Below are 25266 nucleotides of genomic sequence, written 5' to 3'. Positions count from 1 at the left end.
GTCCGCAACGGTAACGGCCCGGCTACGGCGCGGACGTCGGCAGGTGCGGCCAGAGCTGCCCGGCCAGCCCGCGGGCGTACTCGCACGCATCGATGCCGGTCATGCCTGGAACGGCCACGACCAGCATCGCCACCTCGACCTGACCGGCGGCGGGGTCGCCGAACGGGAGGTGCCCGGTTTCCGCGGAGCACAGCGGAACCTGCGGGTCACCGCCGACGATGCTGAGCACGGTGCGCCGGTCCGCGATCGACTCCTCGACGGCGGCGCCGTGCAGGACTTTCGGCGGATCACCGGCGGTGTGCAGGAACTGGACCCGCGGCGAATCGGCCTCCGGCGCACCCCACATGCACTGGTGCCCGGCCGGGCTCGGCTGCGGTTGCGCCTCTTCCAACCCGGGAATCTGCTGCACGGCAGCGGAATCCAGCAGCGTGCACGGATCCACCAGGGCTAGCGAGTTCGCCGCGTACGCCCGGTGCCCAACCCGGTGCTGTTCAAGCGCGTCGACCGCCGCGTCGGCCCCGGCCTGGGCGATCGCGCAGAGCCCGGCGGCCGGGTCGCCGACCAGCAGATCGGCGCTGACCTGCATCGCGATGTTGTCGACGAAAAGGATCTGCCGGGTGCAGTGCCCGGGCAGCGGCGCGTCCTGCACGATCCGCAGCGACCCGCGCTGGACGACCGGGCTGCCCTGCTGGTTCGGGACGGTGTCGGCGAGTTCCCCGATAGCGAGCTGGACCAGCGAGCCGTCGTTCGGCTTCACGTGCAGCAGGCAGTAGTCCAGCGACACCGTGCCGGCGTTCTCGGTCTGCCCCAACCCCTGCAGCGCGGCCGGGTCGGCCAGCGTGCAGGGGTCCACTGTGCGCAGATCGCCGAGTTCAGCTCGGGCCGTGCCCGCATCGCTTTGCTGGCTGCCGGACTGGCTGCGCGGTGGGGTCTCCGGCGTGCACCCCGCCACCAGCAGCACCAGGAGGAGCAGCAGCGGCGGCATGCCTCGGTGGCGGAGAAGCGACATCAACTCACCCTAACCGCGCCCGCGCCCCAACGGCCAGCGACACCGCTGCCGACGCGAGCAAGGGAACCTTCCTGTCATCCGCGACGCCGGTCGCTCGTCGGGGCTCCGTCCGGGAGCCGGCTACTCGTCGAAGTTGCGGTTGGCGAGGTCGAGGATGCGCTCGACCGCTTGGCGCGCGTCCGGGCCGTTGGCGTGCAGGACGATCTGGTCGCCCTTGCGCGCGCCCAGGCCCATGACGCCGAGCACGCTGGACGCGTCGGCTTCCTTGTCACCCAACGAGATCGTGACGTTCGCCTGCAACCCGGTCAGGCTCCGGGCCAGCAGCGCCGCCGGGCGGGCGTGCAGGCCGACTTCGTTGGCCAGTTCCAGTTCCTGGCGGACTTCCTCTTCCGCCGTCGGCGCGCCCGGTTCGGCGAGCTCGCCGCCCTCGGCCGCCGCCTCGGCGGCTCGCGCGACTCCCCACATGTCGCCGCCGCCTTGCGCCGCGACGGCCGCGGCGACCGCGCCCTCCGCCAGCGGCGCGTCGACGACGAGCGCGGTGCTCGGATCTCCCAGCGATTCCACGGCGAGTTCGGCGAGCATCTGCGCGCTGCCCAGGTCGTAGAGCACGACGGCACCGGCACCGGTGTTGGCGTCCGAGAGGGCGGCGGACACCTTCTCGAAGTCTGTGCCGATGTTGCCGTCCGGCAATCCGCCTGCGGGCATGACCCGCACGTCGGGCGCCACCTGCCGGGCGAGTTCGACGACGCCTTCGGCGAGCCGGGCGCTGTGCGAGACGATGACCAATCCGACGTTCATGAGCGGGACCTCGTGGCTTCGGCGAATGCGGACAGCAGCAATGCGGTCGAGCGCGCGCCTGGGTCGATGTGCCCAGCGCTGCGCTCGCCGAGATACGACGCGCGTCCCTTGCGGGCCACCAGCGGTTCGGTCGCCTGGGTGCCCTGGTGCGCGGCTTCGGCTGCGACGGCCAGCACTTTCGCCGCGCTCTCACCGGATTCCGCGGCGCTCTTGGCAGCTTCCACCGCCGGCGAGAGGGCGTCGACCATCGTCTTGTCGCCGACGGCCGCCCGGCCCCGGGCGACGACGCCTTCCATCCCGGCCTGCAGCGCCTTGGCGACCGCCGCGCCGTCGAGCTCCTCGGCTGCGCCGACTGCGGCCGCCGCGCGCAGGAACGCCGTGCCGTACAACGGTCCGGACGCGCCGCCGACGGTGGAGATCAGCACGGTGGCGGCCAGCTTCAGCACCGCGCCCGGCGTACCCGGCGTCACTGTGTCCACTTTGGACACAACAGCGCGGAAGCCGCGGTCCATGTTCTCCCCGTGGTCGGCGTCGCCGATCGCCCGGTCCAGCTGGATCAGCTCGTCGCGGTGCTCGGCGACGGTGGCCGCGCCCGCGCGCAGCGCGACGACCACATCGTGTGCAGTGCAACCCATCCCGCGTTCTCCCTCACCAGTGCAGCGCGGCGGTGTGCACCGGCGCGTCCCAGAGCTCGGTCAGCTCGTCATCCAGCTTCAGCAGCGTCAGGCTCATGCCCTGCATCTCCAGGCTAGTGATGTACGGCCCGACCAGGCGGCGCCGGACACGGATGCCGCGCTCCGCCAGCAACCGCTCGGCGATGCCGTGCGCCAGGTAGAGCTCCAGCAGCGGGGTACCGCCCATCGAGTTGGTGAACAGCAGGACGTCGTCCCCGGAAGCGAACGGCAGGTCCTCGACGATCGGGTCCAGCAGCCGCCGGACGATGTCGTCCGCCGAGGCCAGCGGCACCCGGGCCCGGCCGGGCTCGCCGTGTATGCCGATGCCGATCTCCATCTCGTCCGCGGCGAGGTCGAAGCTCGGCTGGCCGACGTGCGGCACGGTCGGCGCGTTCACCGCCATGCCCATCGAGCGCACCTGCGACACGATCCGCTTGGCCAGCTCTTCGCACCTGTCCAGGTCCGTGCCGCGCTCGGCGGCAGCGCCGACGATCTTCTCCACCAGGACCGTGCCGCCCACGCCGCGCCGACCCGCGGTGTGCGTGGAATCCTTCACGGCCACGTCGTCGTCGACGATCACGCTTCGGACCTCGACGCCGTCCATCCCGGCCAGCTCGGCGGCGGTCTCGAAGTTGAGCACGTCACCGGTGTAGTTCTTCACGACCAGCAGCACGCCCGCGCCGCCGTTGGTCTCGTCGATCGCCGCCTGCACCGCATCCGGGGTGGGTGAGGTGAACACCGGGCCCGGTACCGCCGCCGAAAGCATCCCCGGCCCGACGAACCCGCCGTGCAGCGGCTCGTGCCCGGAGCCGCCGCCGGAAACCACCGCGACCTTGCCGGACACCGGGGCGTCCGCGCGCACGATCACCGCGGGATCGGTGCGGACACGGAGCAGGTCCGGATGCGCGGCGGCCATGCCCCGCAGCGACTCGGCGACCACGTCCGCCGGATCGTTGATGATCTTCTTCACCCGCTGGCCTCCTTGCCTGCCGCACCGATGCTGGGCGCCGATCGACTAACCGTCAACTCCGCACCCCAACGCCCGGTCGCGGGGTGCGAGAGCAAGGGAACCTTCCTGTCACCCACAGCGCAAGCCCAGGCGAAACGCCGAGTCGATCAAGCGGAGCCGGATCAGCGTCCGCGCACCAGCCGCATCAGCCGCACCACGCGCCGGACGGTGCCCTTGGCCCGGCCGAAGCTCATCGGGTTCAGCGGGATCCGGTACCGGAGCCGGGTCACCGACTGCGGCCGGGCGAACTCGCGCAGCCCGTCCGCGCCGTGGATCCGGCCGAACCCGGAGTCGCCGACCCCGCCGAACGGCAGCGACGGCACACCGGCGAAGGCGATCACGGAGTTCACCGCGACCATCCCGGTGCGCAGCTGCCGCGCCAGCTCCACGCCCCGGGCCCGCGAGAACACCGACGCACCCAGGCCGTAGCGGGAGTTGTTGGCGCGGGCCACGCCCTCGTCGGCGTCGCGAACCCGCTGCACCACGATGGTCGGCCCGAAGGTCTCCTCGGTGACCGCGGTGGAGTCCTCCGGCACGTCGGTGAGCACCACGGGCTCGACGAACGGGGGACGCACCGAATGCTCGCCGCCCACCACGGCCCGGCCGCCGCGCTGCAGCGCGTCGTCGATGTGGCCGCGGATGATGTCGACTTGGGAGGGCATCGTGATCGGGCCGAAGTTGGCGCCCGGCTCACCGCCCGGACGCAGCTTCCCGGCCCGCTCGGCGATCATCTCCAGGAGCCGGTCCGCGACGGCGTCGACGACGTAGACCCGCTCCACACCGATGCAGGTCTGCCCGGCGTTGGACATCCCGCCCCACACGGCCGCCTCGGCGGCAGCGGCCAGGTCGGCGTCCGCGTCGACGATCAAGGCGTCCTTGCCGCCGCACTCCACCAGCACCGGGATCAGGTTCTCCGCGCAGGACGCCATCACCCGCTTGCCGGTGGCGGTCGAACCGGTGAAGGCGACCTTGTTCACCCCGGAGGCGCAGAGCGCCGCGCCGGTCTCGCCGAAACCGGTCACCAACTGGAAGACCGGGTGCTCGGGCACCGCCTCGGCGAAGCTGTCCACCAACCACTGCCCGACGCCGGGGGTGAGTTCGCTGGGCTTGAACACCACCGCGTTGCCCGCGGCCAGCGCGTAGGCGATCGAGCCCATCGGCGTGAACGCCGGATAGTTCCACGGGCCGATCACGCCGATCACGCCGAACGGCAGGTATTCGACGGTCGCGGCCTGGTTCGCCATCAGGACGCCGGAGGAGACCTTCCGGCGGCGCAACACCTTCTCGGCGTTGCCCGCCGCCCAGTGCAGGTGGTCGATCACCAGGACCAGTTCCAGTTTGGCGTCGTCGAGCGGCTTGCCGGTCTCCGCGCAGATGACGGCGGCCAGCTCGTCGACGCGTTTGGAAAGCAGCTTCCGCCACGCGTCGAGCCGCTGCTTGCGCCCGGAGAAGCCGAGCTCGGCCCACCCCGGCTGGGCCTCGCGCGCCGCGGCCACCCGCGCGCCGACCTCCGCCACGTCGTGGATCGGGTGACGCCCCACGACCTCACCGGTGCGGGGGTCGATCGATTCGAACGTCGGTGGCTCCTCGGTCGTCCCGTTGGGCATCTCGACGCTGCCACGGGCGGTCTGGGTCATCGCCGGCCTCCCCACCTTTACGTCGGTCGTTGTCATCGTGCAGCCTACGGAATTCGGTGGCGGACCGGGACCGTCATGCGGTCGGCAGCTTGGCCCGCGCCTGTTTCGCCAGATTGGTCGCGTTCGCGCAGGGATTCATCGGGATCCGGCCCATGTTCGTGATCTCGATCTGCACGAACTCGCTCTCGCCCGCCGCGTTGGCGTTCTTGCGGTGCTCCCACTCGACCGCGCAGGTCGGCGGGTCGGAGCTGCCGGGCACCACGAGGCCCGGCACGCCGGCGAGGTCCACCGGCGCCAGCGGGCTGCCGTCCAAGGCACCGACGCCGAAGTTGATGGTCACCATCACGGAATTGTCCGCCGACCATTCGCAGGAGTAGAGCCCTTCCCCACCGGCCGAATTCGCCGGGCTGCCCATCGCCGCGTCGCGGATCGCGGCCGGGTCGAGGATCTCGCACGGGTCGAACCCGGCCAGCCCACCCGACGAGCGGGGGCTGACCGGCGGTTTCGTCCGCACCACGTCGACGACGTCGGTCAGGATCTGCACGGCCGGCGAGCAGACGTCCGCCTGCTCGCTGCTCAGCTGGATTTCCAGCCCGCGCGGGTCGGCGAACTGCTCGGCGTCGGCGCCGGCGTACGCCACGGACGTGAAGCAGGAGCCCGAACCGTTCTCGTAGATGGCGGCGGGCAGCCCGCCGATGCGGTGCGCCCCGACATCGGACACCTTCTCGTCGAAGTAGAGCGTGACGTTGAACGATTTGCCGTTGCGGTCCTTCATGTAGTTCGCGCAGGTCCCGAGGCCGTCCGGGGTGAATTCCGGGGCCGGTGCGCCGAACCTGCCGAGGTCGATCGCCTGCAGCGTGGCGCACACGTCCACCCCGCGCAGCCGGTCCGGCGCGAAGGCCTGGTCCAGCAGCCCGGGCTTGTTGAGCTCGAACTTCGACACCTCGACGGCCCGCCGGGCCGAGGTCGACTTGCCGTCCGCGGCGCAGCCCGCCGCTGCGAGCGTGGTGAGCGCAGTGAGCAGCGCGGCGATCGAGGTCACTGGTCGGGGCACGGCGATCACACTATCTAGCCGATCGGCCATCGTGGACGGGAACCTGCGGATCCGCCGGAAGGCGGACGGCGTCCGCACCCGGGGGTGCGGACGCCGTCACGGCGGGTGTTCGCGCCTATTCCCCGGACGTCCCGGCCTCGTCGGGCACCACGATGGGGCGCAATCGCACCCAGGTCACGAACACCACCGCGAAAACGATCATTCCGATGCCGGTCCAGAGGTTGATGTTCACCCCGGCGGACTTGTCGATCTCGGCATGCGGCTGCACCACGCCCACGATGGTGAGCACGATGCCGTAGATGCCGAACAGCAGCGCGATTATCGTCCGAATGTCGAAGGCACCAGCGGTGTGCCCCGAACCCCGGCTCGCCATGGGAGACCTCCTTGTCTGCTTCGGTCAGCGTCAGGCGAAAACGATGTTGAGGGCGATGATCAGGACCAGGGCGATCCCGGCCAGCAGACCCGGCCGCCGGTACCAGCCCGCGTCCTCCCCGCTGGTCGCGGCCTGCCGGCTGGCCCGCGGCGTCAACGAGTACACCAACCCCGCCAACTCCGCCTCCGGCTTCGGACGCGTCGCCAACGACACCACCACGCTGACCACGATGTCCACCACGAACGCCACACCCGCACCCACGAAACTCGCGCCCTGCCCCGGCAGGTCCAGCACCCCCGACTCCGACAGCCCGAACACCGCCACCGCCGACACCGTGCCCAGCACCAGACCCGCCCACCCCGCATGCGGGGTCATCCGCTTCCAGAACATCCCCAGGATGAACGTCGCGAACAACGGCGCGTTGAAGAACGAGAACAACTGCTGCAGGTAATCCATCAAGTTCGAATAACCCGCCGCGATGAACGCCGTGCCCACCGCCGCCAGCGTCGCCCCCACCGTCACCCAGCGACCCATCCGCAGGTAATAACCATCCGCCCGGTCCCGCACCACGTACGACTGCCAGATGTCATAGGTGAACACCGTGTTGAACGACGACAAGTTCGCCGCCATCCCCGCCATGAACGACGCCAGCAACCCGGCCAGGGCGATCCCCAGAATCCCGTTCGGCAGCAAATCCCGCATCAACAACAAGATCGCATCGTTGTAATCCACACCCCCGCCACCGGTGCCACCGGCCTGCTTGTACGCCGCCAGCTCCGGGATCAGCACCGCCGCGATCATCCCCGGAATGATCACGATGAACGGGATGAACATCTTCGGGAACGAACCGATGATCGGCGTCCGCTGCGCCGCCGACATGCTCTTGGACGCCATCGCCCGCTGCACCTCGACGAAGTTCGTCGTCCAGTACCCGAAGCTGAGCACGAACCCCAACCCGAACACCAGACCCACCACGCTCAGCACACTGTTGTCGAACCCCGTCAACTGAGTGCCCGGCCACGCCGACAGCTGCTCCGCACCTCCCGGGCCCGCCGACACCTTCGCTACCAGACCTTGCACACCGCCGACCTTCACCAACCCCACGATCGTCAACGGCAACAACGCCGCCACGATCACGAAGAACTGCAACACCTCGTTGTAGATCGCCGCCGACAACCCGCCCAACGCCGTGTACGACAACACGATCGCCGCCGCCAGCAACACCGACAACCACAACGGCCAACCCAGCAACGCATTCACGATGCTGGCCAGCAAATACAGGTTCACACCCGCGATCAGGATCTGCGCCACCGCGAAACTGATCCCGTTGACCAGATGCGCCGCCTTCCCGAACCGCCGCAACATGAACTCCGGAACACTGCGCACCTTCGAGCCGTAGTAGAACGGCATCATCACCACGCCCAAGAACAGCATGGCCGGCACCGCACCGATCCAGAAATAATGCATCGTCGGCATCCCGTACTCGGCACCATTCGCCGACATACCGATGATCTCGATCGCACCCAGATTCGCCGAGATGAACGCCAAACCCGTCACCCACGCCGGCAACGCCCGCCCCGACAAGAAAAAGTCCAGACTGGTGGAAACCGCACGCCGCGCCAAATACCCAATACCCAGCACAAAAGCGAAGTACAACGCCAACAACGCAAAATCCACCGCGTTGGCGTCAAGCAGCTGACCCCGGGCTAGCACCACCGTCACGCCACCTCCAGACCCAACAAACTCGAACGACAACCACCACGTTAGCGACAGCAGCCGGACAGTACCGCACAGTGGGGCGGATCACATCGAGTCGATACCATTTCGTTGAGACTCGACACTAAATCGATCAGGCGACTTCCGCCCGATGAGACGCCCCGCCGATCACCCACCGCACAAGGGAGCGCGACCCGACGCGGCCATGCGAGTGATATGCGAAAAAGCGCTCCCCGCAACGGAGTGTGACCGGTATCGTCACTGTTGGCACATGCGCAGCGACGGGGGTGAAGCTGTGAACGCCCGGATCGATCTGGCGATCATCGCCGGACTCGCGGACGACCCGAACGACCAGACCGGGAACGACGCACAACCAGCCCGCGGCCGAGCAGACCCCTTCCTCCGGCACTTCGCCGGACTGCTGGACCCGTGGACGGCCGTGCGACTGCGCCCTTGCGGCAAGTCCGACCGCGGCTGACGCGGGGTTCCGCTACGCGCCAATGCCTTTCAGCAGCGTGTCGACGACGCGCGCGGCCATCTCGTCGGTGTCGGCGCGCGGTGCAAGCCCACGCGGACGAGATGAGCATGGGAACCTTCCTGCCATCTTCAGCAGCTCCAGGTAGCGGGTCAACTGGTCGACACCGTCGATCTCGCCGCGCCGCTTGATCTCCACCGCCACGCTCGCACCCGCGGCGTTCCGGCACATCAGGTCTACCGGGCCGATCGCGGTCGGGTACTCGCGGCGCACCAGCGACCAACCGTCACCGAGCGTCGTGACGTGCCCGGCGAGCAGCTCCTGCAGGTGCGCCTCCACGCCGTCCTTGACCAGGCCCGGCTCCACCCCCAGTTCGTGCTTGGAGTCGTGCGGCACCTCGTCGATGGTGATCACCAGGCGGGCCGATGCTCCGGCCACTCGGCCTCCAGCCGGTCCGCCACCTGCGACAACCGAGTGAAGCTGGATGTTCTTCCCCAATCTCGCGGTAGCGAACTTCTACGCTGCGGTCGCTATCATCAAGATCGAAAAGGAAGATTTTCATGGGGACTGTTCTACGTACCTTCGCCATCGGCGCTAGCGCCACAGTGGCTGCCGCAGCCGTGTCGGTGATCACCGCCCTGCCCGCACAGGCCACACCGCAACAGTGCTACGACCGCATCGCTGTCCACGGGGAAGGCAAACCCCACCGGGTGGGACGCATGCAACCGACCGGTCGGCCCCGGAGGCAACGAGGAGTGCCTGCGACTGATGCAGGCGGCAGGGATCTGGACCATAGGCCTCGCTCAAGAAGCGTGCTCCCTTCGCGGCTAGTAGTGCACCGATGTAGGTAACGGCTGACAGGGGTAGGGCAGACGCTGATCCATTCGAATGAGTGCGGCTGATTTCCTCACGAAGAAGGCATGCTTCTTGGTTTCCTCCCCGCGGCTCGGCGACCGGGCACGATAGGGGGACACATGCAGAAACGGGTTCTGGGGTCCGCGGCCGTCGGCGCCGTCATCACGGCGATGACAAGCCTGACACCCCCGGCGATGGCCGACCCCGCACCGGGGTTTGACTTCGATCCGGTCAAACTTCAGGCTCGCATGGACGACTGTCTGAAATACGCTGTTGACGATGCGTTCGTCCTCATGGGTTGGCTCAACGTCAGCACGGGAAAAACCAGGCAGTGCGCTGCAGCTCGTTGAAGCACATGATGTGGGATCCGCGTCCGTCCGGGCCACACGATCCGTATGTCAACGTCAACGACTTCATGCGTTGCGCGGACCGCGTCGTCAGCTACGGTTTCCCGCGTCCGGGGGATCCGGCGAACACTCGTTACATCCTGCAGTACCACGGAACACAACGCCGCGGAAATGTCGTGGTCAACAACGCGACCAGCGAGATTGCCACGATCTATACCGAACCCAACAACGACTGGACGGAGTGCGCGTACTGGGCGCCGGCGGTCAACGCCGACAACGTGCCCGTGCACAGTGACTGGCAACTAGCCCTACCCTGATCAGTATGCGGCCAGCGGGAGTCCGGGAACGGATCCAGCAGCTCCAGGAAGACGAACAGCAGCATGCCCGTGCATACCCGGAGCAGGCGCTGCAGCGGGCGCTGACCTGGTTCATTCACGGCTGTGCGTTGCTGGCTTACGCCGACGAGGGCGCTAGCGGCGTCGTGGAGTCTTATCGGTCGGTGCTGGTTTTTCTGGACGACCCGATCCAGCGCCGGAGCACCAGCGTGTGGGAGCAGGCGGGATTGGAATGCCTCGCCCAACTCCGGGAGCCACTGGCCGAGGTCGCTTCGGATCCGCAGCGGCACGCCGCGCGCGACGAGGAGATCGCCGCACCGGCGCTGCTGCGGATCCCGCCCACGGTTCTGGTCGGTCGCGCTACGCCTGACGCCTGCTTCCCGATGGCGTGCCTCAACGCCGTGGGATCTCTGCGGGAGGAGGCCATCACCCCGTATCAGGCGGTCACGCTGATCTGCGGTGTCGGCTTCTACGAGCCAGCGCAAGAACGCGATCTGCTCACGACGATGCGCACGCTGCGTACTCGTTACGAGGACCGACCAAGCGACCGTACGTCTCTCGATAACGAGATTCGCCGCAAGCTCCAATCCTGGGAATCGGCATACCACAACCACGACAGTCATTAGCCACGACAGCTACGCCATCGCGGTCGGCAAGACCGCGGTGAAGATCGGCGAGCCCCGGCCGTTGGTGACGGTGGCCGACGACGCGGTCGGCGAGGCCCTGGAGTCGTTGTGGGGCCGGTCGGCGGTGGGGACCTGGAACGCCCGCAGTGCCGAGTTGGGGTCGTGGCTGTCCGCAGGCCGTGCCGCCGTGTTGCTCTTCGCCGGGGACCTCGATCCCTCTGGCACCGCGTGCTGGGACCACGCCGAACGAGTCGCCCTCACCGCCGAGCAGGTTCGCGAATACGATCTGCCGCCCCAGCCAGGGAAGGCCACCGACTCCCGCGCGCCGCGGTTCGTCGCGACCACGGCTGGCTCGTCCAGGTGGAGGTCGACGCCCTCGAACCCGACGACCTCCATCGGCTCTTCGACACCGCCTCGCCCGCTGGTGGAACCCCGCCGCCTACGAAGCAATCCTTGAGGCCGAAGACCACGACCGAGATCAGCTCGACGCGCAGTGACCAGCCCTCCGGCGCTTACCGGAGGATCCTGTTCGGCTGCTACTCACGCCCCTAGAGTCCCGTGGGTTCAGCGCGAGTGAAGGTTCCTCGTTGGGAACCCGAGGGTGGGTTGCCACCAGGAGCAGGGCTCGACCCGTGGGTTCGAGGTGAACCGACAGTATCGTGTTCGAGCGGACTTTCCAGCAGCGCCCGCGCTGCGGTGGCGTAGCGCAGGGCGGTCTTCTCGTCGAGTCCGAACACGACCGCGAGGTGCAGCGGGTCGGCGCCGTGGGTGAGAGCTTCCTCAAGCTGCCGATCGACGCGCAGGCGTTCGAGGGTGGCTTCGCGGCCTCGGAACGCCGCTTTCAGCCAGACAGCGCTGACAGGCCCGGTTTCCAGTGCGGTCTGCTGGTTGACGAGCAGGTGCGCGTTGGCGGTGTTCGGCCAGCGTGAACGCCGATAGTCCAGCCAGTTCAGCAGTTCGCGGTGGGTGAGCTCGTCGAGCGGTCGGCTTCGGCCAGCGATGGTCAAATGCCTGTTGCCGAGATCGATGTCGTCGAGGTGCAAGCGCCGAATCCCGCCGGATCGGGCGGCGTGGACGATGGCCAGGGCGATGATCAGCCGGTCCGCCGGCCGGACGGGGCCATACGGAACAGGGATCGCAGGGCGATCAGCGAGTTCTGCCGCTGGGAGCCGTGAAGGGTGTCGAGGGCGTTGAGCACGTCGTCACGGGTGACCTCGCGCAGGTGGTCGTAGCGATCCGACCAGGCCAGCAGCAGCGGGCGGGCGTAGTTGAGGTAGTTCCAGACCGTCTCGACGTTCCTCGGCCGGGCGCGGGGTCCGCCATCGCGTAGTGCTCGTAGCCATCGCTCGGTTTCGCGGGCGATTCCTGGTGCGATGCCGTCGAGTTTGCGTTCCAGCCAGTCCTCGAAGGACGGTCGTCGGTCGTCGAGGAGGATGCCCATCTCGCCGAGCACGTCGGCGGTGCGTTCACTGCTGACGCCGAGCGCCCGCAGCGCCGGAAACATCTCGGAGTAGCGAACCACGTCGCCTTCGATGTGACCGGACAGCAGGATCACCAGCGCCCGTTGAACACCGAAGCGGACCCCACGGCCCCATCCACGTGCCTCACCAAGGCGAAAGGCCACGTAGTGACCCCAGTTCAACCACGGGTTCAGCGGGCGGTGCTCGTGTTCGTTGAAGCGGGAGTACTCCCGGGGAAGGTCATCGACCAGTTTCAACTGAACGGAGGCCATCACTGGTCGGGTCACTGGTTCGGGATCAGGTTTTCGTGAACGACCGCGGCCCTTGCGACGTGCGGGCGGCGTAGTCGACGCTCCTCGCGTCGAGCGCATGTCCGCGACGAACAGCTGATGGTGCCGAACACCGGCGATGTGGTGAACCGCCTTGGCCGACCACGATGGTTCACCGGATTCCCGGGCATTCGTGCGGGCCTGGTTCCAGCACAACCGGCAGTAGTCCTTGCGGATCGGCTGATGACGGCCGCATCCGGCGCAGACACCGGGCGTGTGGTTGCGGGCGAACATGTAACAAGCCGCGCAAAGTCCCCGCGCGAACATCTGCCCCCAAGCCAAGCAGCTCTCGCAAGTTCGCACCGATCTCTTGTGCGCTTTTCCCATCGTCAAATCGGCGGCAGGCTGCGGCCGTCACGGCGCTTCGGCGTCACGACAGGGCCACCGCTTCCGGTCGCAGCCTGCGGTGTCTCCTCGCCCTGCGGCTTGCGGACCTGGTCGGGTTCGGGGATCAGCAGCTCGCCGACCTCGCAGCCGAGCACGGCGCAGATGACGTCGAGATCGTCGAGCTTGATGCTGGCCGGTTTCCCGGACCACAGCCCGGACATCTTCCCAGCCGAGATCGCCAGGCCGTGCTCGGCGAGCTGGCGTTGGAGTTCGCTGGCCTTCCAGATGCCGCGGTTGGCGGCGGCCAGGCGCAGGTTCCACCTCATGACAGCAGTCCTTCCAAACGCCTGGCCGCGCGCTGCTGGCCAGCGATCCAGGCGTCCTCGATGCGAGTGCGGTGGACGTGGACGTATTTCATCGTCGTGGCCACCCAAGAATGACCAAGCGCCTCTTGGATGGAGATCAGGTCCATTCCGGACAGATAGAGCTCGCTGGCGCAGAAATGCCGCAACACATGGGGAGTGAGCTTGTCCGCCCAGTCCGGGAGATGCGCGGCAGTGGCCTCGGCCAGCCCGGCGCGCAGCGCGTCGTCACCGACACGTCGGCAGGTGCCGTCGGCGTTGCGGCGTTCGGACGGGAACAGGGGCGCGCCGGGGCGGGTGTGATCGCTGTCGAAGTGACCCCAGACGTCCTCGATGAACCAGCGCAGCGACCGGCCGGCATGGTTGATCAGCGGAACCATGCGTTCACGAGGGCCGCTGCCCGGCTGCCCTTGCCCATGCGCACGTGGAGCTTGCCGAAGCGGCCCAGATCCCACTTGATGTCGGCCAGGTCAAGGCTGCACACCTCGTTGACCCGCAGCCCCACCTCGGACATCAGCCGGGCTGCTGCGTAGTTGCGGGCGGTCGGGGCGAACTTCCGGCAGGTCGCCAACTCCTCGCGCCACCCGGCGAACAGCGTGGCGATCTCGGCCTCGGTCGGCGGGATGCGCAGCGCGGCGTCCTTGGCCCCGCGTGGCCGGTTCATCTCGTCGATCGGGCACTCGACGACCCGGCCGGTCAGCTGGTGGATCTCGACCTTGTGCCGCAGCTCCAGGAACTGGAAATACGTGGTCAACGCCTGCGCTCGGGCCAGCCGGGTGCCCTTCGCCGCGGTCCGGATGACCTTGCCGAAGTAGGTGTCGGCGTCAGCCGGTTCCATCTCCCACAGCGGCCGGTCGAACCAGGCCCGTATCTGCTCCAGGTGCCCGACATCGCCCCGGATCGTGCCGTCCGCCAGCCCGGCTGACGCGCGGGCGAGAACGAACCCGGCAAGCACGTCGATTTCGAACTCCGCGAGCTCCTCCGGGCTCGCTTCCGGCCGCCGCTCGCGCAGGTCCCGCACCGCTGCCAGGGCCAACCCAAGCCTCCTCGCCTTCACCGGAGCAGAACACTGCTCAATTCAAGCGAGATCATTTCAGAAATACTGAAGAACAATCACAGTGGGGTACGGTCGCGGAGATCACCCTGAACGCCCTGCTCCTGGTGGCAACCCACCCTCACGTTCCCAACGAGGAACCACCGAACTCACGGGATGTCGCACACTCCTGCCACGCCTCTGTGACGCCTCGCCCGCCGCTGGCGACGGACGAGGAGCGGAGCCGCGTCAGAACAGACGGAACTCGTCGGGGTCGGTGCCGCGCAAGGCGTCGTAGTCCAGCACGACGCACTGGATGCCCCGGTCCTCGGCGAGGGTGCGGGCTTGGGGCTTGATCTGCTGGGCGGCGAACACGCCCTTCACCGGGGCCAACAACGGGTCGCGATTGAGCAGTTCCAGGTACCTGGTCAGTTGCTCGACGCCGTCGATCTCACCACGTCGCTTGATCTCCACCGCGACGCTGACCCCGGCCGCATCTCGACACATCAGATCCACCGGGCCGATCGCGGTCGGGTACTCCCGGCGCACCAACGACCACCCTTTGCCGAGAGTGGTGACGTGCACGGCCAGCAACTCCTGCAGGTGTGCCTCCACTCCATCCTTCTGCAAGCCGGGATCGACACCTAGCTCATGCTTCGAGTCATGCATGATCTCGTCGATCAGGATGACCAGCTTCTCCCCGGCCTTGTTCTGCACCGTCCAGATATCCGGATCCTCAATAAGCCAACAAGGAGGCGACATCCAATTGAGAGGTTTGTAGGAGCCACCATCCGAATGGACGAGAACAGAGCCGTCCGCTTTCACCATGAGCACCCGATTCGCCATCGGCAAATGCGCCGTAAGCCGACCGACATAGTCAACCTGGCAACGAGCGACGACCAACCTCACTGGGCACACCTCCGCAAGAGCGAGCATCCTGCGCACCTTCGGACAGCACCGCGAAGCCACCCCGCGAAAAGAGACAGATGTCTCGACCACGGATAGCGGAATTTGTAGGCACGGTCGTCGGAGTGCACCGACACGGAACCATCGGCCTTGACCAGCAGCAAGCGCTGCGCCATGGGCAGGTGCGCGGTGAGCCGACCGACGTAGTTCACCTGGCAACGGGCAATGACAAGTCGCACCCGGCACAGAGTACGGACGTCGATCGAGAAGTCGAGCACCCCCGGGCCCGGACAGGTCGGACCTCGATCTTCCCACTGGGCGAGATACGGCTACGCCCCGTGTCGTTCGCCCGAACCCTGCTGCGCGTCAAGCCCGCCGAACAACTCGCCGAAGACGGCGCGCACACCCAGCTGCGCCGACCCCTCGGCCCGGTGCCGCTCATCGCGCTGTCGGTCGGCGCGATGAGCGGCACCAAGGCGCGCCGGAGGTGACAGGAAGGTTCCCTTGCTCCAACCCGCTGCCGCCTGGGGTGACAGGAAGGTTCCCATGCTCTCGTCAGGGTTGGCGTAGCCAGGCCGTGGCGTCGCCGGGGAGGGAGCCCTCTTCCGGTGCGGCGCTGGACAGGAGGAGCTCTCCCGGCGGGAGCAGGATGGCGACCGGTCCGGTGTTGACCAGGACCAGGATGTTGCTCCCACGCCAGAAGGCCAGGACATCGCCGACATTGTGCTGGTCGTCCCAGCCGAACCGTTCGCCGCTGCTGAACCCGCGGCGCACTCGCAGCGCAGCGCGGTAGAGCTCCAGCATCGAGCTCGGGTCGCCGCGCTGTGACTCGACCGAGTAGTCGCCCCAATCGGCGGGCTGCGGCAGCCAGGGCGGCGCGGCGCTGAAACCGAAGGACACCCCGTCCCGGGTCCACGGCAGCGGCACCCGGCAGCCGTCGCGGCCCTTCTCCTTGTGTCTGGAGTGCATCCACTTCGGGTCCCGCAGAACGTCCGCTGGCAGGTCCGCGACCTCCGGCAGCCCCAGCTCCTCGCCCTGGTACAGGTAGGCGGACCCGGGCAACGCCAGCGCGAACAGGATCGCCGCCCGTGCCCGGCGGGTGCCCAACTCCAGGTCCGGCGGTGATTCGGTGCCGTCGGACGCCAGCCACACCCGCAGGTCGACGTCGGCTGGCAGGCCCAGCGCTGATGCCTGCCGCACTACGTCGTGGTTGGCCAGCACCCAGGTCGCCGTGGTCCCCACCGAGGACGCCCCGTCGATCGACTCCGACACGATCCGCCGGTACTCCGACGCCTGCCAGCGCACCCGCAGGAACTCGAAGTTGAACGCCTGCTGCAGTTCTCCCGGCCGGATGTAGCGGACCCGCCGGTCGCCGCGCACCCACGCCTCGGCGACCCCGACCAGCGGCGGGTCGAACTCGTGGAACACCCGGTTCCAGTCGCGGTAGACGTCGTGGACCTCCGGCCGGTCCAGGAACGGGTGGTCGGGATTGGCGGCGAAATCGTCCAGCCCGGAGCTGCCCTCCCCGCCGACGACCTCGCGCAACGGCTCCCGCAGGTCCTTGACCAGCGCCGCGGCCACGTCCACCCGGAATCCGTCGACACCGCGTCGTCCCCAGAATCGCAGAACGTCCAGGAACTCGGCGCGAACCTCCTGATTCGCCCAGTCGAGGTCGGGCTGCTCCGGGGCGAACAGGTGCAGGTACCACTGGCCGTCCGGCACCCTGCTCCAGGCGCTGCCGCCGAAGCGGGACTCCCAGTTGCTCGGCGGGCACTCCCCTCGCGGGCCCTTGCCGTCGCGGAAGATGTAGCGGTCGCGCTCAGGGGAACCCGGGCCGGCTGTCAGGGCTTGCCGGAACCACTCGTGTCGGTCCGAGGTGTGGTTCGGGACGATGTCGATCAGGACTCGGATACCTCGCTCGTGCGCCGCCGACACCATCCGGTCGAAGTCCTGCAGGGTGCCCAGGGACGGGTCGATGCCGCGGTGGTCAGTTATGTCGTAGCCGCCGTCGACCCATGGGGATGGGTAGCAGGGCGTTAGCCAGATCGCGTCCACACCGAGCCAGGCGAGGTAGTCCAGCCTGGACGTCACGCCCTGAAGGTCGCCGACTCCATCGACGTTCGCGTCGGCGAAGCTGCGGGGGAAGATCTGGTACGTGACCGCGTTTCGCCACCAGGGGTGGGGCATTGGGGTCCTTCGGTGGGGCTCTTGGCCTGGGTCGGTTGTTGGCGTGGGTTGGTTGTTGGCGTTGAGGTTCGCAGGGTTTTGGGTGTTGCGCTTTTTGGCTTGGATTTTTGGGGTCGGTCGGTTTGGTGGGGTTTGGTTCGGGGTTGGGACCTTTAAGGGCTCCGTTTGGGGTGGGGCCATCCCCGTGGTGGGTGGAGTGTGGGGGCTGCGGGGCGGCGGAATCCCGGGTGCGGCTATAGCGCGCTATAGAGGCTGTTTTGGATGTGGCGCCGGCCGGGATGCGTTTGGGGTGAGCCGCTGTTGTCGAGCCGGCGAAGCGGCGTGATGGTCGTGTGGTTGGGGCGATTTCGCGCGAAATCGTCACCCTGTCGTAGGGCCGGTGTCTCACCCGCAGACGGAACGAGTTCTCAAACCGCCTCTACAGCGCTTGAAGCCCTTGCGGTGTCGAACTTCCAGTTTTTTGCTTCTGCTGCTTGGGTTTTCGTCCCCAAGATAGGTTCTTTCACCTGATCAAGCGACCATAAATGACGTGCGAACTGGTGTTCTAATGCGGGAGAATATTTGGTATGACACCGCTGTTGAACACCCAGGATCCGGCCGTCGGCACCACCAGTGCCCGGTCGGCGGTGTCGTGCACGGATGCCGAACTCGCCGCCCGTATCCGTGAACTGGAGGAGGCGATGCGGGTGTTGATGATGGAGCAGTTGCAGTGCATCGCCGAAGCCGACCACCGTGGTGGGTATGCCGAGTTGGGGTTCCGGTCGGCGCAGGTGTGGTTGCAGGGGTTGCTCAACATCGATGCGCGTGATGCGAAAACCCGCGTCAAGGTCGCCCGCAATGTTGAGGACCGGCAGAGCTTGTATGGCGAGGTCATGCCCGCCGACCTGCCTGAGACTGCTGCGGCTTTGGCAGAGGGTGCGATCGGGTTGGAGCATGCGCGGGTGATCGTGGACGGGGTCCGCCGCCTGCCGGAGTATGCCCGCTGTCATCAGGTCGGTAAGGTCGAATCAACCCTGGCCGGGTATGCGCGGATGATGACGCCTCGTGAGCTGGAGAAGCTCGCCGAGCGCATCCGCTATCTGCTGGATCAGGACGGTGCCTACGACGACGAGGAAGACCAGCATGAGTCGCGGGAGCTGCACTACACGGTTGCCCGGGACGGAATGACGGTCATCAAAGCCCGCCTCGACCGCGAGACCGGCGCCAAGTTCGCCGCGCTGATGCAACCGCTGGCCGCACCGCGGCCGGAGGTAGAGGGGGAGAAGGATCCGCGCACGGTGGGGCAGCGCAACGCCGACGGCTTCGCCGCCATCCTGGACCTGGCGCTGGATCATGACGGGGTTCCGCGTTCGGGTGGACAGCGGCCGCACATCACCATCTCCATCGACTTCGACGACCTCAAGCGAGGGCTCGGGTTCATCGCCGCCGAAACAGGGTTGCCCGGCACCCTCAATACCGAACGGGCCATCACCGCCGAGAACGCCCGCCGCATCGCCTGCGACGCCGAGGTGCTGCCGATGGTTCTCGGCGGGGACGGCCTCCCGCTGGACGTGGGTCGGGCGAAGCGGACCGCGCCGACGCATCTGCGCGCGACGTTGCTGCAGCGGGACGGGGTGTGTGCGTTCCCGGGATGCGACCGGCCGCCGGGAACCCCGGAAGCACACCACATCCCACTGGGCCGACGGTGGAACAACCGAGCTGGGCAACATGGTGATGCTCTGCGGTCACCATCACCGGACCCTGCACACCCAGCGATGGGAAATCACCATGCGCGGTGGGCGACCCGCGTTCATCCCACCGCCCACAGTGGACCCAAAGCGAACGCCACGACCAGGCGGTAGAGCACTACCCACCCAACACCGCGCGATCATTGATCGGCACCTGCCGGTGTCGGGCGGGTATGCGACCACGCCCACATGTTGACCAGGTTGTGCCACCACAGCGTGGCCCGCGTCGGGCACCATGGCCGTATGCAGCAGACGAGCAGTCGCGAGGTGTACGCCAACCCGTGGATGACCGTCCGCGAGGACGGCGTTCGGCGCGCCGATGGTTCCGACGGGATCTACGGCGTGGTCGACAAGCCCGACTACGCCTTGGTGATCCCGCTCGACGGCGATCGGCTTCACCTCGTGGAGCAGTTCCGGTACCCGTTGGGCCTGCGGCGGTGGGAGTTCCCGCAGGGCACCGCTCCGGACCGGCTCGACGTCGAGCCGACCGAGCTCGCCGTGCGGGAGCTGCGCGAGGAAACCGGCCTGCGGGCAGCGAGCCTCGTCGAGATCGGCACCCTCGACGTGGCTCCCGGCATATCCAGCCAGCGCGGGCGGGTGTTCCTGGCCACCGGGCTGACGGCGGGCGAGCACGAACGCGAGTCGGAGGAGCAGGACATGCGGGCCGCCTGGTTCTCCCGGGCCGAGTTCGAGAAGATGATCGCCGCAGCCGAGGTCACCGATGCGCAGTCGGTCGCCGCCTACACGCTGCTGCTCCTGCACGAACGCCGGAACCCCGCCTGAACGGCCGTCACCGGCGCCGACAGGTCAGGCTTCCTCCAGCACCGACCGCAGGAACGCCCGGGTGCGCTCCTGTTCCGGCCTCTCGAACAGATCGGCCGGCGGCTTGTCCTCGATGATCTTGCCTTTGTCGAACATCAGCACCCGGTGGGAGACGTCGCGGGCGAACTTCATCGCGTGCGTCACGCACAGCATCGTGATGTCGCTGGTGCGCGCCAGATCTCGCAACACGTCGAGCACCTCGGCCGCCAGTTCCGGGTCCAGCGCCGAGGTGATCTCGTCGAGCAGCAGCACGTCCGGGCTCATCGCCAGCGCTCGGGCGATCGCCACGCGCTGCTGCTGGCCACCGGAGAGCTGCGTCGGATAGGCGTCGACCTTGTCCGCCAGGCCCACCATGCCCAGGAGTTCCCGCGCTCGCCGCTCGGCGTCCGCAGTGGACTTGCCGAGCACGTGGACCGGTGCCTCCGTGACGTTGCGCAGCACCCGCATGTTCGGGAACAGGTTGAACTGCTGGAACACCATGCCGATCCGCCGTCGCACCTTGCGCAGGTGCTTTTCGTCGGCGGGCACCAGCCTTTCGCCGCGGCGCACGTGGGTAAGGCATTCCTCGCCCACGTGGATCGTGCCGCCGTCCACCCGCTCCAGGGTCATCAGCAACCGCAGGATCGTCGTCTTGCCCGATCCGCTCGGCCCGATCAGGGTGACCCGCTCGCCCGGGCGGACCGCGAAGTCCAGTTCGTCCAGCACCACGTTGTCGCCGAACCGCTTGACCACGCGGTCGAACCGGATCATCTCTCCGCCCGCCTCAGACCCCAACACGCCGTTCCAACCTCCGCACCAGCAGCGACGACGGGTAGCTGAGCAGCAAGAAGCAGATGCCCGCCAAGGTCAGCGGCTCCACGTACCGGTACGCCTCCGACCCGGCTTCCTGCGCCGCCCCCACCAGGTCGAGTACCCCGATCGCCAGCAGCAGCGGCGTTTCCTTGAACATCGAGATCGTGTAGTTGCCCAGCGCGGGCAGCACCCGCGGGATCGCCTGCGGCAGGATCACGCTCGTCCACACCCTGCGGATCGGCAGGCTCAGCGCCGTCGCCGCTTCCCACTGACCTCGCGGCACACCTTCGATGCCGGCCCGGTAGACCTCCGCCGTGTAGCAGGCGTAATGCACTCCGAGACCGATCACTCCGGTGGTCAGCGAAGAGAACTTCAGGCCGATGCCCGGCAGCACGTTGAACAGGAAGTACAGCTGCACCAGCAGCGGCGTGCTGCGGACGAACTCGATGAACGCCCAGACCGCCGTGCTGACCAGCCGGACCCTGGATCGCCGCAGCAGGGCCAGCACAAGACCGAGCGCGAACGCCACGATCGAGCCCAGCACCGTGGCCTCGAACGTCACCACCAGGCCGCCGAGGATGTCCGGGATGATCCGGCCGGTGAACTCCCAGTCCCAGATCAACTAGATCGCCCCGCCTTCGACCCGGCCGAGCGCCTTCGACGGTTCGACCGGTTCGCGGCCGACGGCCGCGGCGGCCCGCCGCTCCAGCACCCGCATCACCATCGTGACCTGCACCGCCAGCACCAGGTACAGCGCGAGCATCAGCAGGTAGATCAGCGCGGTCTGGCCGGTGAAGTTCGGTTCGAGTACCTCCCGGCCCTGGTAGGTGATGTCGTGCACGAAGATCAGCGAGAGCAGCGCGCTGCTCTTCAGCAGCTGGATGAACAGGTTGTTGAACGGCGGGATCATCTCCACCACCGCCTGCGGCAGGATCACCCGCCGCATCCGCTGCACCCGGCTGAAGCTCAGCGCGACCGCGCACTCGTACTGCTCCTTCGGCACCGCCTGCACCGCACCGCGCACGATCTCGCCGCCGTACGCGCCGTGGTTCAGGCCGAGCACGAGGACGCCCGCCCACAGCGGGAGCAGCTCGAAACCGACCAGCAATGGCAGCGCGAAGAAGATCCAGAACAGCTGGACCACTTCGGACGTGCCGCGCCAAACCTCGACGTAGCCGCGGGCGATGACGCGGACCCACCGCCAGGGCGCGAGCATGCCGAGTCCAGCCGTGAACGACAGCACGATGCACAGCGCTATGCCGCACAGGGTCGCGATCACCGTCGGCGGCACACCCTGCAGCAGGACCGAGAGGAAGTGCGAGAAGTTCTCGAACATGTCGCCTCCCGTCGCCGGGATCAGCTACCGGCGCACAGTGCCTCCGTGGTCACCCCGGCCGGTGGCAGGTTGTCCTGGGTGAAGCCGAACGGCTCGACGATGCGGACCCACTCGCCGCTGTCGTGCAGCTTCTTCAGCTCGGTGTTGAACGCATCGCGCAGCGAGGTGTCCGGCGTGCGGAACACGAACGCGCCCGCCTGCACCTCGGGCCTGCCGTTGATCACCGGCGTGAAGCCCTTGGTCACCTCGACCTGCGCGCCCGGGCTCTTCCGCACCAGGTCGTTGAGCGAGATGTTGGTCAACGCTGCGCAGTAGACGCGTTTGTTGGTGACCGCCTGCAGGAGCGCGTTTTGCGAATCGAAGACCTGCACCTGCGCGTCCGGCACGCCCAGCCGTTGCGCGTAGTCCTTCTCCACCGCTCCGCTGAGGACCGCGAGGTTGAGCTTCTTCTTCGCCACGTCCTCGAAGCTGGTGACGCCCTCGGGGTTTCCCGCGGGCACCAGGAACGCCGTCGGCGCGATGTAGTCCGGGATCGAGAACGCCGCGTTCTTGCAGCGCTCCGGGGTGATGAACATGCCCGCCGCGACCACGCTGAACTTGCCCGCGTTGAGGGCCGGGATCAGCTGGTTGAAGTCGACCTGCGAGGCCAGCACGGTGTTCACCCCGAGGTTCCGGAACACCGCGCGCGCCACCTCCGGGGCCTCGCCGGTGATCTTGCCGGATGCGTCGGTGAAGCCGTAGGGCGCCTCACCGGCTATGCCGACCTGGATGGTGCCGGAACTTCGGGCCGCCTGGAGCGGATCACCACCCGCACCACCCCCGCCGGTGCGGGTGCACCCGCACAGCACCAGCGCGCCCACCGCGGCGCCGGAGCCCTTCAGGAAATCTCGCCGCGTCCAGCCTCTGCTCGCCATGACCATCGCCCCTTCGAAGCGGCAGCAGGGTTCTCGCCCATGGTCAGGCCCGAACGCGTGACTTGCATCACTGGAGCGGGTCGGGTTGGCAGACCGCTCAGTCGGTCACGCGTTCGATGTCGGCGCCGAGACCGCGCAGGTTCTCCACGAAGTTCGGGTAGCCGCGATCGATGTGGAACACGTCCCACACCTCGGTCGAGCCGTCCGCGCACAGCCCGGCCAGCACCAAGCCCACCCCGGCGCGGATGTCGGTCGCCCACACCGGGGCGCTGGAAAGCCGCTCCAGGCCGCGCACCACCGCGTGGTGCCCGTCGGTGCGGGCGTCCGCACCCATCCGGACCAGCTCCTCGATGAACCGGAACCTGGACTCGAACAGGTTCTCGGTGATCATCGACGTGCCGTCGGCGACCGCCGACAACGCCAACGCCATCGGCTGCAGGTCGGTCGGGAAACCCGGGTACGGCAGCGTCACGAAGTCCACCGCGTGCGGGCGGCCGTGCAGCGCCACCCGGAAGCTCTCCTCTGACGTGGTCACCTCGGCGCCCGCGCTGCGCAGCTTCTCCAGCACCAGGTTCACGTGCCGCGGATCGACCCCGCGCACCGTGATGTCGCCGCGCGTCGCAGCCGCCGCAAACGCCCAGGTCGCGCCGACGATCCGGTCCCCGATCACGCGGTGCTCGACGGCCTTCAGCGAGGACACGCCGTGCACCGTCAACGTCGACGTACCGGAACCCTCGATCTTGGCGCCCATCTGCTGCAGCATCACGCAGAGATCGATGATCTCCGGCTCCCGCGCCGCGTTGTCGATCACCGTGGTGCCTTCCGCCAGCACCGCGGCCATCAGGATGTTCTCCGTCGCACCCACGCTGGGGAAGTCCAGCCAGATTTGGGCGCCACGCAGGTTCTCCGCCTCCGCAACCACCGCGCCATGCTCGATGTGGCTGGTCGCGCCGAGCTTCCGCAGGCCGTTCTGGTGCATGTCCAGCGGGCGGGAACCGATCGCGTCACCACCGGGCAGCGTCACCACCGCGCGGCGGCACCGGGCCACCAGCGGCCCCAGCACGCACACTGACGCACGCAGCTTGCCCATCGACGGCGAGATCGCCTCGTGGTTGATCGACGCCGGGGTCGTGATGTGCACCGTGCCGCCGTCGATCGACACCTCGCAGCCGAGGCTGCGCAGCACGTCGGCCATCAGCGGAACGTCGAGGATCTCCGGGCAGTTGACGATCGTCGTCGTGCCCTCCGCCAGCAGCGCCGCAGCCATCAGCTTCAGCACGCTGTTCTTCGCCCCGACCACGTCGACTTCGCCGACGAGGCGCGCCCCGCCGTGTACCCGGAAGTGCTCACTCACGAGCATCGAGGTTACGGCCCGACCCCCACCGCCATCGGATCGGGTTGCGATCGGGGCGAGCATGGGAACCTTCCTGTCACCCGCAGCGCGGTCGGACTGCAGCATGGGAACCTTCCTGTCACGCACGCCCGGGCACCGGCGGGATCCGCCTAGGCTGTCGGCATGGCAGTCCACCTGACGAAGATCTACACGCGGGCCGGCGATTCGGGCACGACTCGGTTGTCGGACAACTCCAAGGTGCACAAGACCGATCCGCGGCTGATCGCCTACGCCGACGTGGACGAAACGAATTCGGTGCTCGGCGTGGCGTTGGCAACCGCGCAGCTCGCCGGCGACGTCGTCGAGGTACTGAGGGCGGTGCAGAATGACCTGTTCGACGTGGGAGCGGACCTGTCGACGCCGGTGGTCGAGAACCCGAAGTACCCGCCGCTGCGCGTCACCCAGGCCTACGTCGACCGCCTCGAGGGCTGGTGCGACGAGTTCAACGCGCGCCTGGGCAAGCTGGACTCGTTCATCCTCCCCGGCGGCACCCCCGGCGGCGCGCTGCTGCACCAGGCACGGTGCGTGGCCCGGCGCGCCGAGCGGTCGGCGTGGGCGCTGCAGGAAGCCGACGGCGAGCGCACTTCGCCGCTGCCCGCCAAGTACCTGAACCGGCTGTCGGACCTGCTGTTCATCCTCGCCCGGGTGGCGAACCCGGACGGCGACGTCCTCTGGAAGCCGGGCGGCAACGCCTAGACCTCCTTGGCGAAACACCTGATCAGCGGGTCGTCGCGGTACGCCCCGAACGTCGCGAAGAAGCGGGGCCCGGA

At 68.0% G+C, this 25266-nt stretch carries 29 protein-coding genes and 2 pseudogenes; 8 read left to right on the top strand and 23 right to left on the bottom strand.

Annotated elements, in window-relative coordinates:
* Window positions 1-22: 22 nt before the first annotated feature.
* The 8 genes from DL519_RS36665 to DL519_RS36630 form a co-directional block, all read right to left on the bottom strand.
* Window positions 23-1009: a DUF3558 domain-containing protein gene (locus DL519_RS36665; protein WP_190821666.1), complete on the bottom strand. Its 987-nt coding sequence runs from the start codon at window positions 1007-1009 to the stop codon at window positions 23-25.
* 120 nt (window positions 1010-1129) lie between these two features.
* Entirely contained in the window at window positions 1130-1807 is a 678-nt protein-coding gene (dhaM, locus tag DL519_RS36660; RefSeq protein WP_190821664.1) for a dihydroxyacetone kinase phosphoryl donor subunit DhaM, read from the bottom strand.
* Window positions 1804-2442, bottom strand: a complete 639-nt coding sequence (gene dhaL, locus DL519_RS36655) for a dihydroxyacetone kinase subunit DhaL (RefSeq protein ID WP_190821663.1) — start codon at window positions 2440-2442, stop codon at window positions 1804-1806. Before dhaL ends, dhaM begins: the two co-directional genes overlap by 4 nt.
* Before the next feature lie 13 nt (window positions 2443-2455).
* Window positions 2456-3451, bottom strand: coding sequence for a dihydroxyacetone kinase subunit DhaK (gene dhaK / locus DL519_RS36650; protein WP_190821661.1), 996 nt, complete (start codon window positions 3449-3451; stop codon window positions 2456-2458).
* 161 nt (window positions 3452-3612) lie between these two features.
* The gene (locus DL519_RS36645) at window positions 3613-5127 is read right to left on the bottom strand and encodes an aldehyde dehydrogenase family protein (RefSeq protein ID WP_190821659.1); all 1515 of its coding nucleotides are present in this window, start codon (window positions 5125-5127) and stop codon (window positions 3613-3615) included.
* Between the two features lie 73 nt (window positions 5128-5200).
* Entirely contained in the window at window positions 5201-6181 is a 981-nt protein-coding gene (locus tag DL519_RS36640; RefSeq protein WP_190821657.1) for a DUF3558 family protein, read from the bottom strand.
* Window positions 6182-6296: 115 nt separating this feature from the next.
* Window positions 6297-6554 carry a hypothetical protein gene (locus DL519_RS36635; protein ID WP_190821655.1) on the bottom strand — a complete coding sequence of 86 codons (258 nt, stop codon included), beginning with the start codon at window positions 6552-6554 and terminating at the stop codon, window positions 6297-6299.
* Window positions 6555-6584: 30 nt separating this feature from the next.
* Entirely contained in the window at window positions 6585-8267 is a 1683-nt protein-coding gene (locus tag DL519_RS36630) for a sodium:solute symporter family protein (protein ID WP_190824432.1), read from the bottom strand.
* 298 nt (window positions 8268-8565) lie between these two features.
* Between DL519_RS36630 and DL519_RS36625 the strand changes: the two genes are divergently transcribed.
* Window positions 8566-8748 carry a hypothetical protein gene (locus DL519_RS36625; protein WP_190821654.1) on the top strand — a complete coding sequence of 61 codons (183 nt, stop codon included), beginning with the start codon at window positions 8566-8568 and terminating at the stop codon, window positions 8746-8748.
* Window positions 8749-8877: 129 nt separating this feature from the next.
* Here DL519_RS36625 and DL519_RS36620 read toward each other — a convergent pair.
* A pseudogene (locus DL519_RS36620) lies at window positions 8878-9174 on the bottom strand (endonuclease NucS domain-containing protein); the annotation flags it as partial.
* Between the two features lie 545 nt (window positions 9175-9719).
* Between DL519_RS36620 and DL519_RS36615 the strand changes: the two are divergent.
* From DL519_RS36615 to DL519_RS36605, 3 genes are read left to right on the top strand one after another with little or no spacing between them, the layout of a single operon-like run.
* Window positions 9720-9950 carry a hypothetical protein gene (locus DL519_RS36615; RefSeq protein WP_190821652.1) on the top strand — a complete coding sequence of 77 codons (231 nt, stop codon included), beginning with the start codon at window positions 9720-9722 and terminating at the stop codon, window positions 9948-9950.
* Window positions 9951-9955: 5 nt separating this feature from the next.
* Window positions 9956-10264, top strand: coding sequence for a hypothetical protein (locus tag DL519_RS36610; protein ID WP_223839979.1), 309 nt, complete (start codon window positions 9956-9958; stop codon window positions 10262-10264).
* 5 nt (window positions 10265-10269) lie between these two features.
* Complete coding sequence (locus DL519_RS36605; RefSeq protein WP_190821648.1) at window positions 10270-10908, top strand: hypothetical protein; 639 nt, start codon at window positions 10270-10272, stop codon at window positions 10906-10908.
* A gap of 9 nt (window positions 10909-10917) precedes the next feature.
* On the opposite strand, the gene DL519_RS36600 is transcribed toward DL519_RS36605, so the two are convergent.
* The 8 genes and pseudogenes from DL519_RS36600 to DL519_RS36570 all read right to left on the bottom strand — a co-directional run.
* A complete protein-coding gene (locus DL519_RS36600; RefSeq protein ID WP_190821647.1) occupies window positions 10918-11304 on the bottom strand; it encodes a hypothetical protein in 387 nt (128 codons plus the stop codon).
* Window positions 11305-11456: 152 nt separating this feature from the next.
* Window positions 11457-11951 (bottom strand): hypothetical protein, encoded by a 495-nt coding sequence (locus DL519_RS36595; RefSeq protein ID WP_190821646.1) that lies wholly within the window; start codon window positions 11949-11951, stop codon window positions 11457-11459.
* A gap of 50 nt (window positions 11952-12001) precedes the next feature.
* Window positions 12002-12643 (bottom strand): hypothetical protein, encoded by a 642-nt coding sequence (locus DL519_RS36590; protein ID WP_190821645.1) that lies wholly within the window; start codon window positions 12641-12643, stop codon window positions 12002-12004.
* Between the two features lie 383 nt (window positions 12644-13026).
* A complete protein-coding gene (locus DL519_RS36585; protein ID WP_190816634.1) occupies window positions 13027-13350 on the bottom strand; it encodes a helix-turn-helix domain-containing protein in 324 nt (107 codons plus the stop codon).
* Window positions 13347-13766, bottom strand: a complete 420-nt coding sequence (locus DL519_RS47755; protein WP_263399759.1) for a tyrosine-type recombinase/integrase — start codon at window positions 13764-13766, stop codon at window positions 13347-13349. The genes DL519_RS36585 and DL519_RS47755 overlap by 4 nt, the downstream gene beginning before the upstream one ends.
* A complete protein-coding gene (locus tag DL519_RS47750; RefSeq protein ID WP_223839977.1) occupies window positions 13754-14422 on the bottom strand; it encodes a site-specific integrase in 669 nt (222 codons plus the stop codon). The genes DL519_RS47755 and DL519_RS47750 overlap by 13 nt, the downstream gene beginning before the upstream one ends.
* Before the next feature lie 246 nt (window positions 14423-14668).
* Window positions 14669-15328: an endonuclease NucS gene (gene nucS, locus DL519_RS36575; protein ID WP_190821644.1), complete on the bottom strand. Its 660-nt coding sequence runs from the start codon at window positions 15326-15328 to the stop codon at window positions 14669-14671.
* Between the two features lie 101 nt (window positions 15329-15429).
* Window positions 15430-15564: pseudogene (locus tag DL519_RS36570) on the bottom strand (endonuclease NucS); the annotation flags it as partial.
* A gap of 99 nt (window positions 15565-15663) precedes the next feature.
* Between DL519_RS36570 and DL519_RS47745 the strand changes: the two are divergent.
* A complete protein-coding gene (locus tag DL519_RS47745) occupies window positions 15664-15816 on the top strand; it encodes a hypothetical protein (protein WP_223839976.1) in 153 nt (50 codons plus the stop codon).
* A 64-nt stretch (window positions 15817-15880) separates the two neighbouring features.
* On the opposite strand, the gene DL519_RS36565 is transcribed toward DL519_RS47745, so the two are convergent.
* Window positions 15881-17512, bottom strand: coding sequence for a glycoside hydrolase family 13 protein (locus tag DL519_RS36565; RefSeq protein ID WP_190821642.1), 1632 nt, complete (start codon window positions 17510-17512; stop codon window positions 15881-15883).
* Window positions 17513-18078: 566 nt separating this feature from the next.
* On the opposite strand from DL519_RS36565, the gene DL519_RS36560 reads away from it, so the two are divergent.
* Together DL519_RS36560 and DL519_RS36555 are read left to right on the top strand one after the other, a co-directional pair.
* On the top strand, window positions 18079-19353 hold the full coding sequence (locus tag DL519_RS36560; RefSeq protein WP_223839975.1) for an HNH endonuclease signature motif containing protein: 1275 nt from the start codon (window positions 18079-18081) through the stop codon (window positions 19351-19353).
* 129 nt (window positions 19354-19482) lie between these two features.
* Window positions 19483-20022: an NUDIX domain-containing protein gene (locus DL519_RS36555; protein WP_190821640.1), complete on the top strand. Its 540-nt coding sequence runs from the start codon at window positions 19483-19485 to the stop codon at window positions 20020-20022.
* Between the two features lie 24 nt (window positions 20023-20046).
* On the opposite strand, the gene ehuA is transcribed toward DL519_RS36555, so the two are convergent.
* The 5 genes from ehuA to murA all read right to left on the bottom strand — a co-directional run bounded on the left by ehuA (window position 20047) and on the right by murA (window position 24457).
* Complete coding sequence (ehuA, locus tag DL519_RS36550; protein ID WP_190824431.1) at window positions 20047-20811, bottom strand: ectoine/hydroxyectoine ABC transporter ATP-binding protein EhuA; 765 nt, start codon at window positions 20809-20811, stop codon at window positions 20047-20049.
* 13 nt (window positions 20812-20824) lie between these two features.
* On the bottom strand, window positions 20825-21475 hold the full coding sequence (gene ehuD / locus DL519_RS36545; RefSeq protein ID WP_190821638.1) for an ectoine/hydroxyectoine ABC transporter permease subunit EhuD: 651 nt from the start codon (window positions 21473-21475) through the stop codon (window positions 20825-20827).
* On the bottom strand, window positions 21476-22189 hold the full coding sequence (ehuC, locus tag DL519_RS36540; RefSeq protein ID WP_190821636.1) for an ectoine/hydroxyectoine ABC transporter permease subunit EhuC: 714 nt from the start codon (window positions 22187-22189) through the stop codon (window positions 21476-21478).
* 20 nt (window positions 22190-22209) lie between these two features.
* Window positions 22210-23103 (bottom strand): ectoine/hydroxyectoine ABC transporter substrate-binding protein EhuB, encoded by an 894-nt coding sequence (gene ehuB / locus DL519_RS36535; RefSeq protein WP_190821634.1) that lies wholly within the window; start codon window positions 23101-23103, stop codon window positions 22210-22212.
* A gap of 97 nt (window positions 23104-23200) precedes the next feature.
* Window positions 23201-24457 carry a UDP-N-acetylglucosamine 1-carboxyvinyltransferase gene (gene murA / locus DL519_RS36530; RefSeq protein WP_190824430.1) on the bottom strand — a complete coding sequence of 419 codons (1257 nt, stop codon included), beginning with the start codon at window positions 24455-24457 and terminating at the stop codon, window positions 23201-23203.
* 162 nt (window positions 24458-24619) lie between these two features.
* On the opposite strand from murA, the gene DL519_RS36525 reads away from it, so the two are divergent.
* Window positions 24620-25192: a cob(I)yrinic acid a,c-diamide adenosyltransferase gene (locus DL519_RS36525; RefSeq protein WP_168585122.1), complete on the top strand. Its 573-nt coding sequence runs from the start codon at window positions 24620-24622 to the stop codon at window positions 25190-25192.
* The last annotated feature ends 74 nt before the right edge of the window (window positions 25193-25266 follow it).

It is taken from the genome of Saccharopolyspora pogona (genome assembly GCF_014697215.1).
Classification (GTDB): Bacteria; Actinomycetota; Actinomycetes; order Mycobacteriales; family Pseudonocardiaceae; genus Saccharopolyspora; species Saccharopolyspora hattusasensis.
Note: the sequence above shows the minus strand (reverse complement) of the source record. Positions and strands in the feature narration are given on the sequence as shown.

Excerpts from the sequence above, each read along its gene's own strand:
- DL519_RS36665 (WP_190821666.1), bottom strand. The coding sequence starts at position 1,009 with ATGTCGCTTCTCCGCCACCGAGGCATGCCGCCGCTGCTGCTCCTCCTG.
- dhaM (WP_190821664.1), bottom strand. The coding sequence starts at position 1,807 with ATGAACGTCGGATTGGTCATCGTCTCGCACAGCGCCCGGCTCGCCGAA.
- dhaL (WP_190821663.1), bottom strand. The coding sequence starts at position 2,442 with ATGGGTTGCACTGCACACGATGTGGTCGTCGCGCTGCGCGCGGGCGCG.
- DL519_RS36645 (WP_190821659.1), bottom strand. The coding sequence starts at position 5,127 with ATGACCCAGACCGCCCGTGGCAGCGTCGAGATGCCCAACGGGACGACC.
- DL519_RS36635 (WP_190821655.1), bottom strand. The coding sequence starts at position 6,554 with ATGGCGAGCCGGGGTTCGGGGCACACCGCTGGTGCCTTCGACATTCGG.
- DL519_RS36615 (WP_190821652.1), top strand. The coding sequence starts at position 9,720 with ATGCAGAAACGGGTTCTGGGGTCCGCGGCCGTCGGCGCCGTCATCACG.
- DL519_RS36610 (WP_223839979.1), top strand. The coding sequence starts at position 9,956 with ATGATGTGGGATCCGCGTCCGTCCGGGCCACACGATCCGTATGTCAAC.
- DL519_RS36605 (WP_190821648.1), top strand. The coding sequence starts at position 10,270 with ATGCGGCCAGCGGGAGTCCGGGAACGGATCCAGCAGCTCCAGGAAGAC.
- DL519_RS36600 (WP_190821647.1), bottom strand. The coding sequence starts at position 11,304 with ATGGAGGTCGTCGGGTTCGAGGGCGTCGACCTCCACCTGGACGAGCCA.
- DL519_RS36585 (WP_190816634.1), bottom strand. The coding sequence starts at position 13,350 with ATGAGGTGGAACCTGCGCCTGGCCGCCGCCAACCGCGGCATCTGGAAG.
- DL519_RS47755 (WP_263399759.1), bottom strand. The coding sequence starts at position 13,766 with ATGGTTCCGCTGATCAACCATGCCGGCCGGTCGCTGCGCTGGTTCATC.
- DL519_RS36565 (WP_190821642.1), bottom strand. The coding sequence starts at position 17,512 with ATGCCCCACCCCTGGTGGCGAAACGCGGTCACGTACCAGATCTTCCCC.
- DL519_RS36560 (WP_223839975.1), top strand. The coding sequence starts at position 18,079 with ATGACACCGCTGTTGAACACCCAGGATCCGGCCGTCGGCACCACCAGT.
- DL519_RS36555 (WP_190821640.1), top strand. The coding sequence starts at position 19,483 with ATGCAGCAGACGAGCAGTCGCGAGGTGTACGCCAACCCGTGGATGACC.
- ehuA (WP_190824431.1), bottom strand. The coding sequence starts at position 20,811 with ATGATCCGGTTCGACCGCGTGGTCAAGCGGTTCGGCGACAACGTGGTG.
- ehuC (WP_190821636.1), bottom strand. The coding sequence starts at position 22,189 with ATGTTCGAGAACTTCTCGCACTTCCTCTCGGTCCTGCTGCAGGGTGTG.
- ehuB (WP_190821634.1), bottom strand. The coding sequence starts at position 23,103 with ATGGCGAGCAGAGGCTGGACGCGGCGAGATTTCCTGAAGGGCTCCGGC.
- DL519_RS36525 (WP_168585122.1), top strand. The coding sequence starts at position 24,620 with ATGGCAGTCCACCTGACGAAGATCTACACGCGGGCCGGCGATTCGGGC.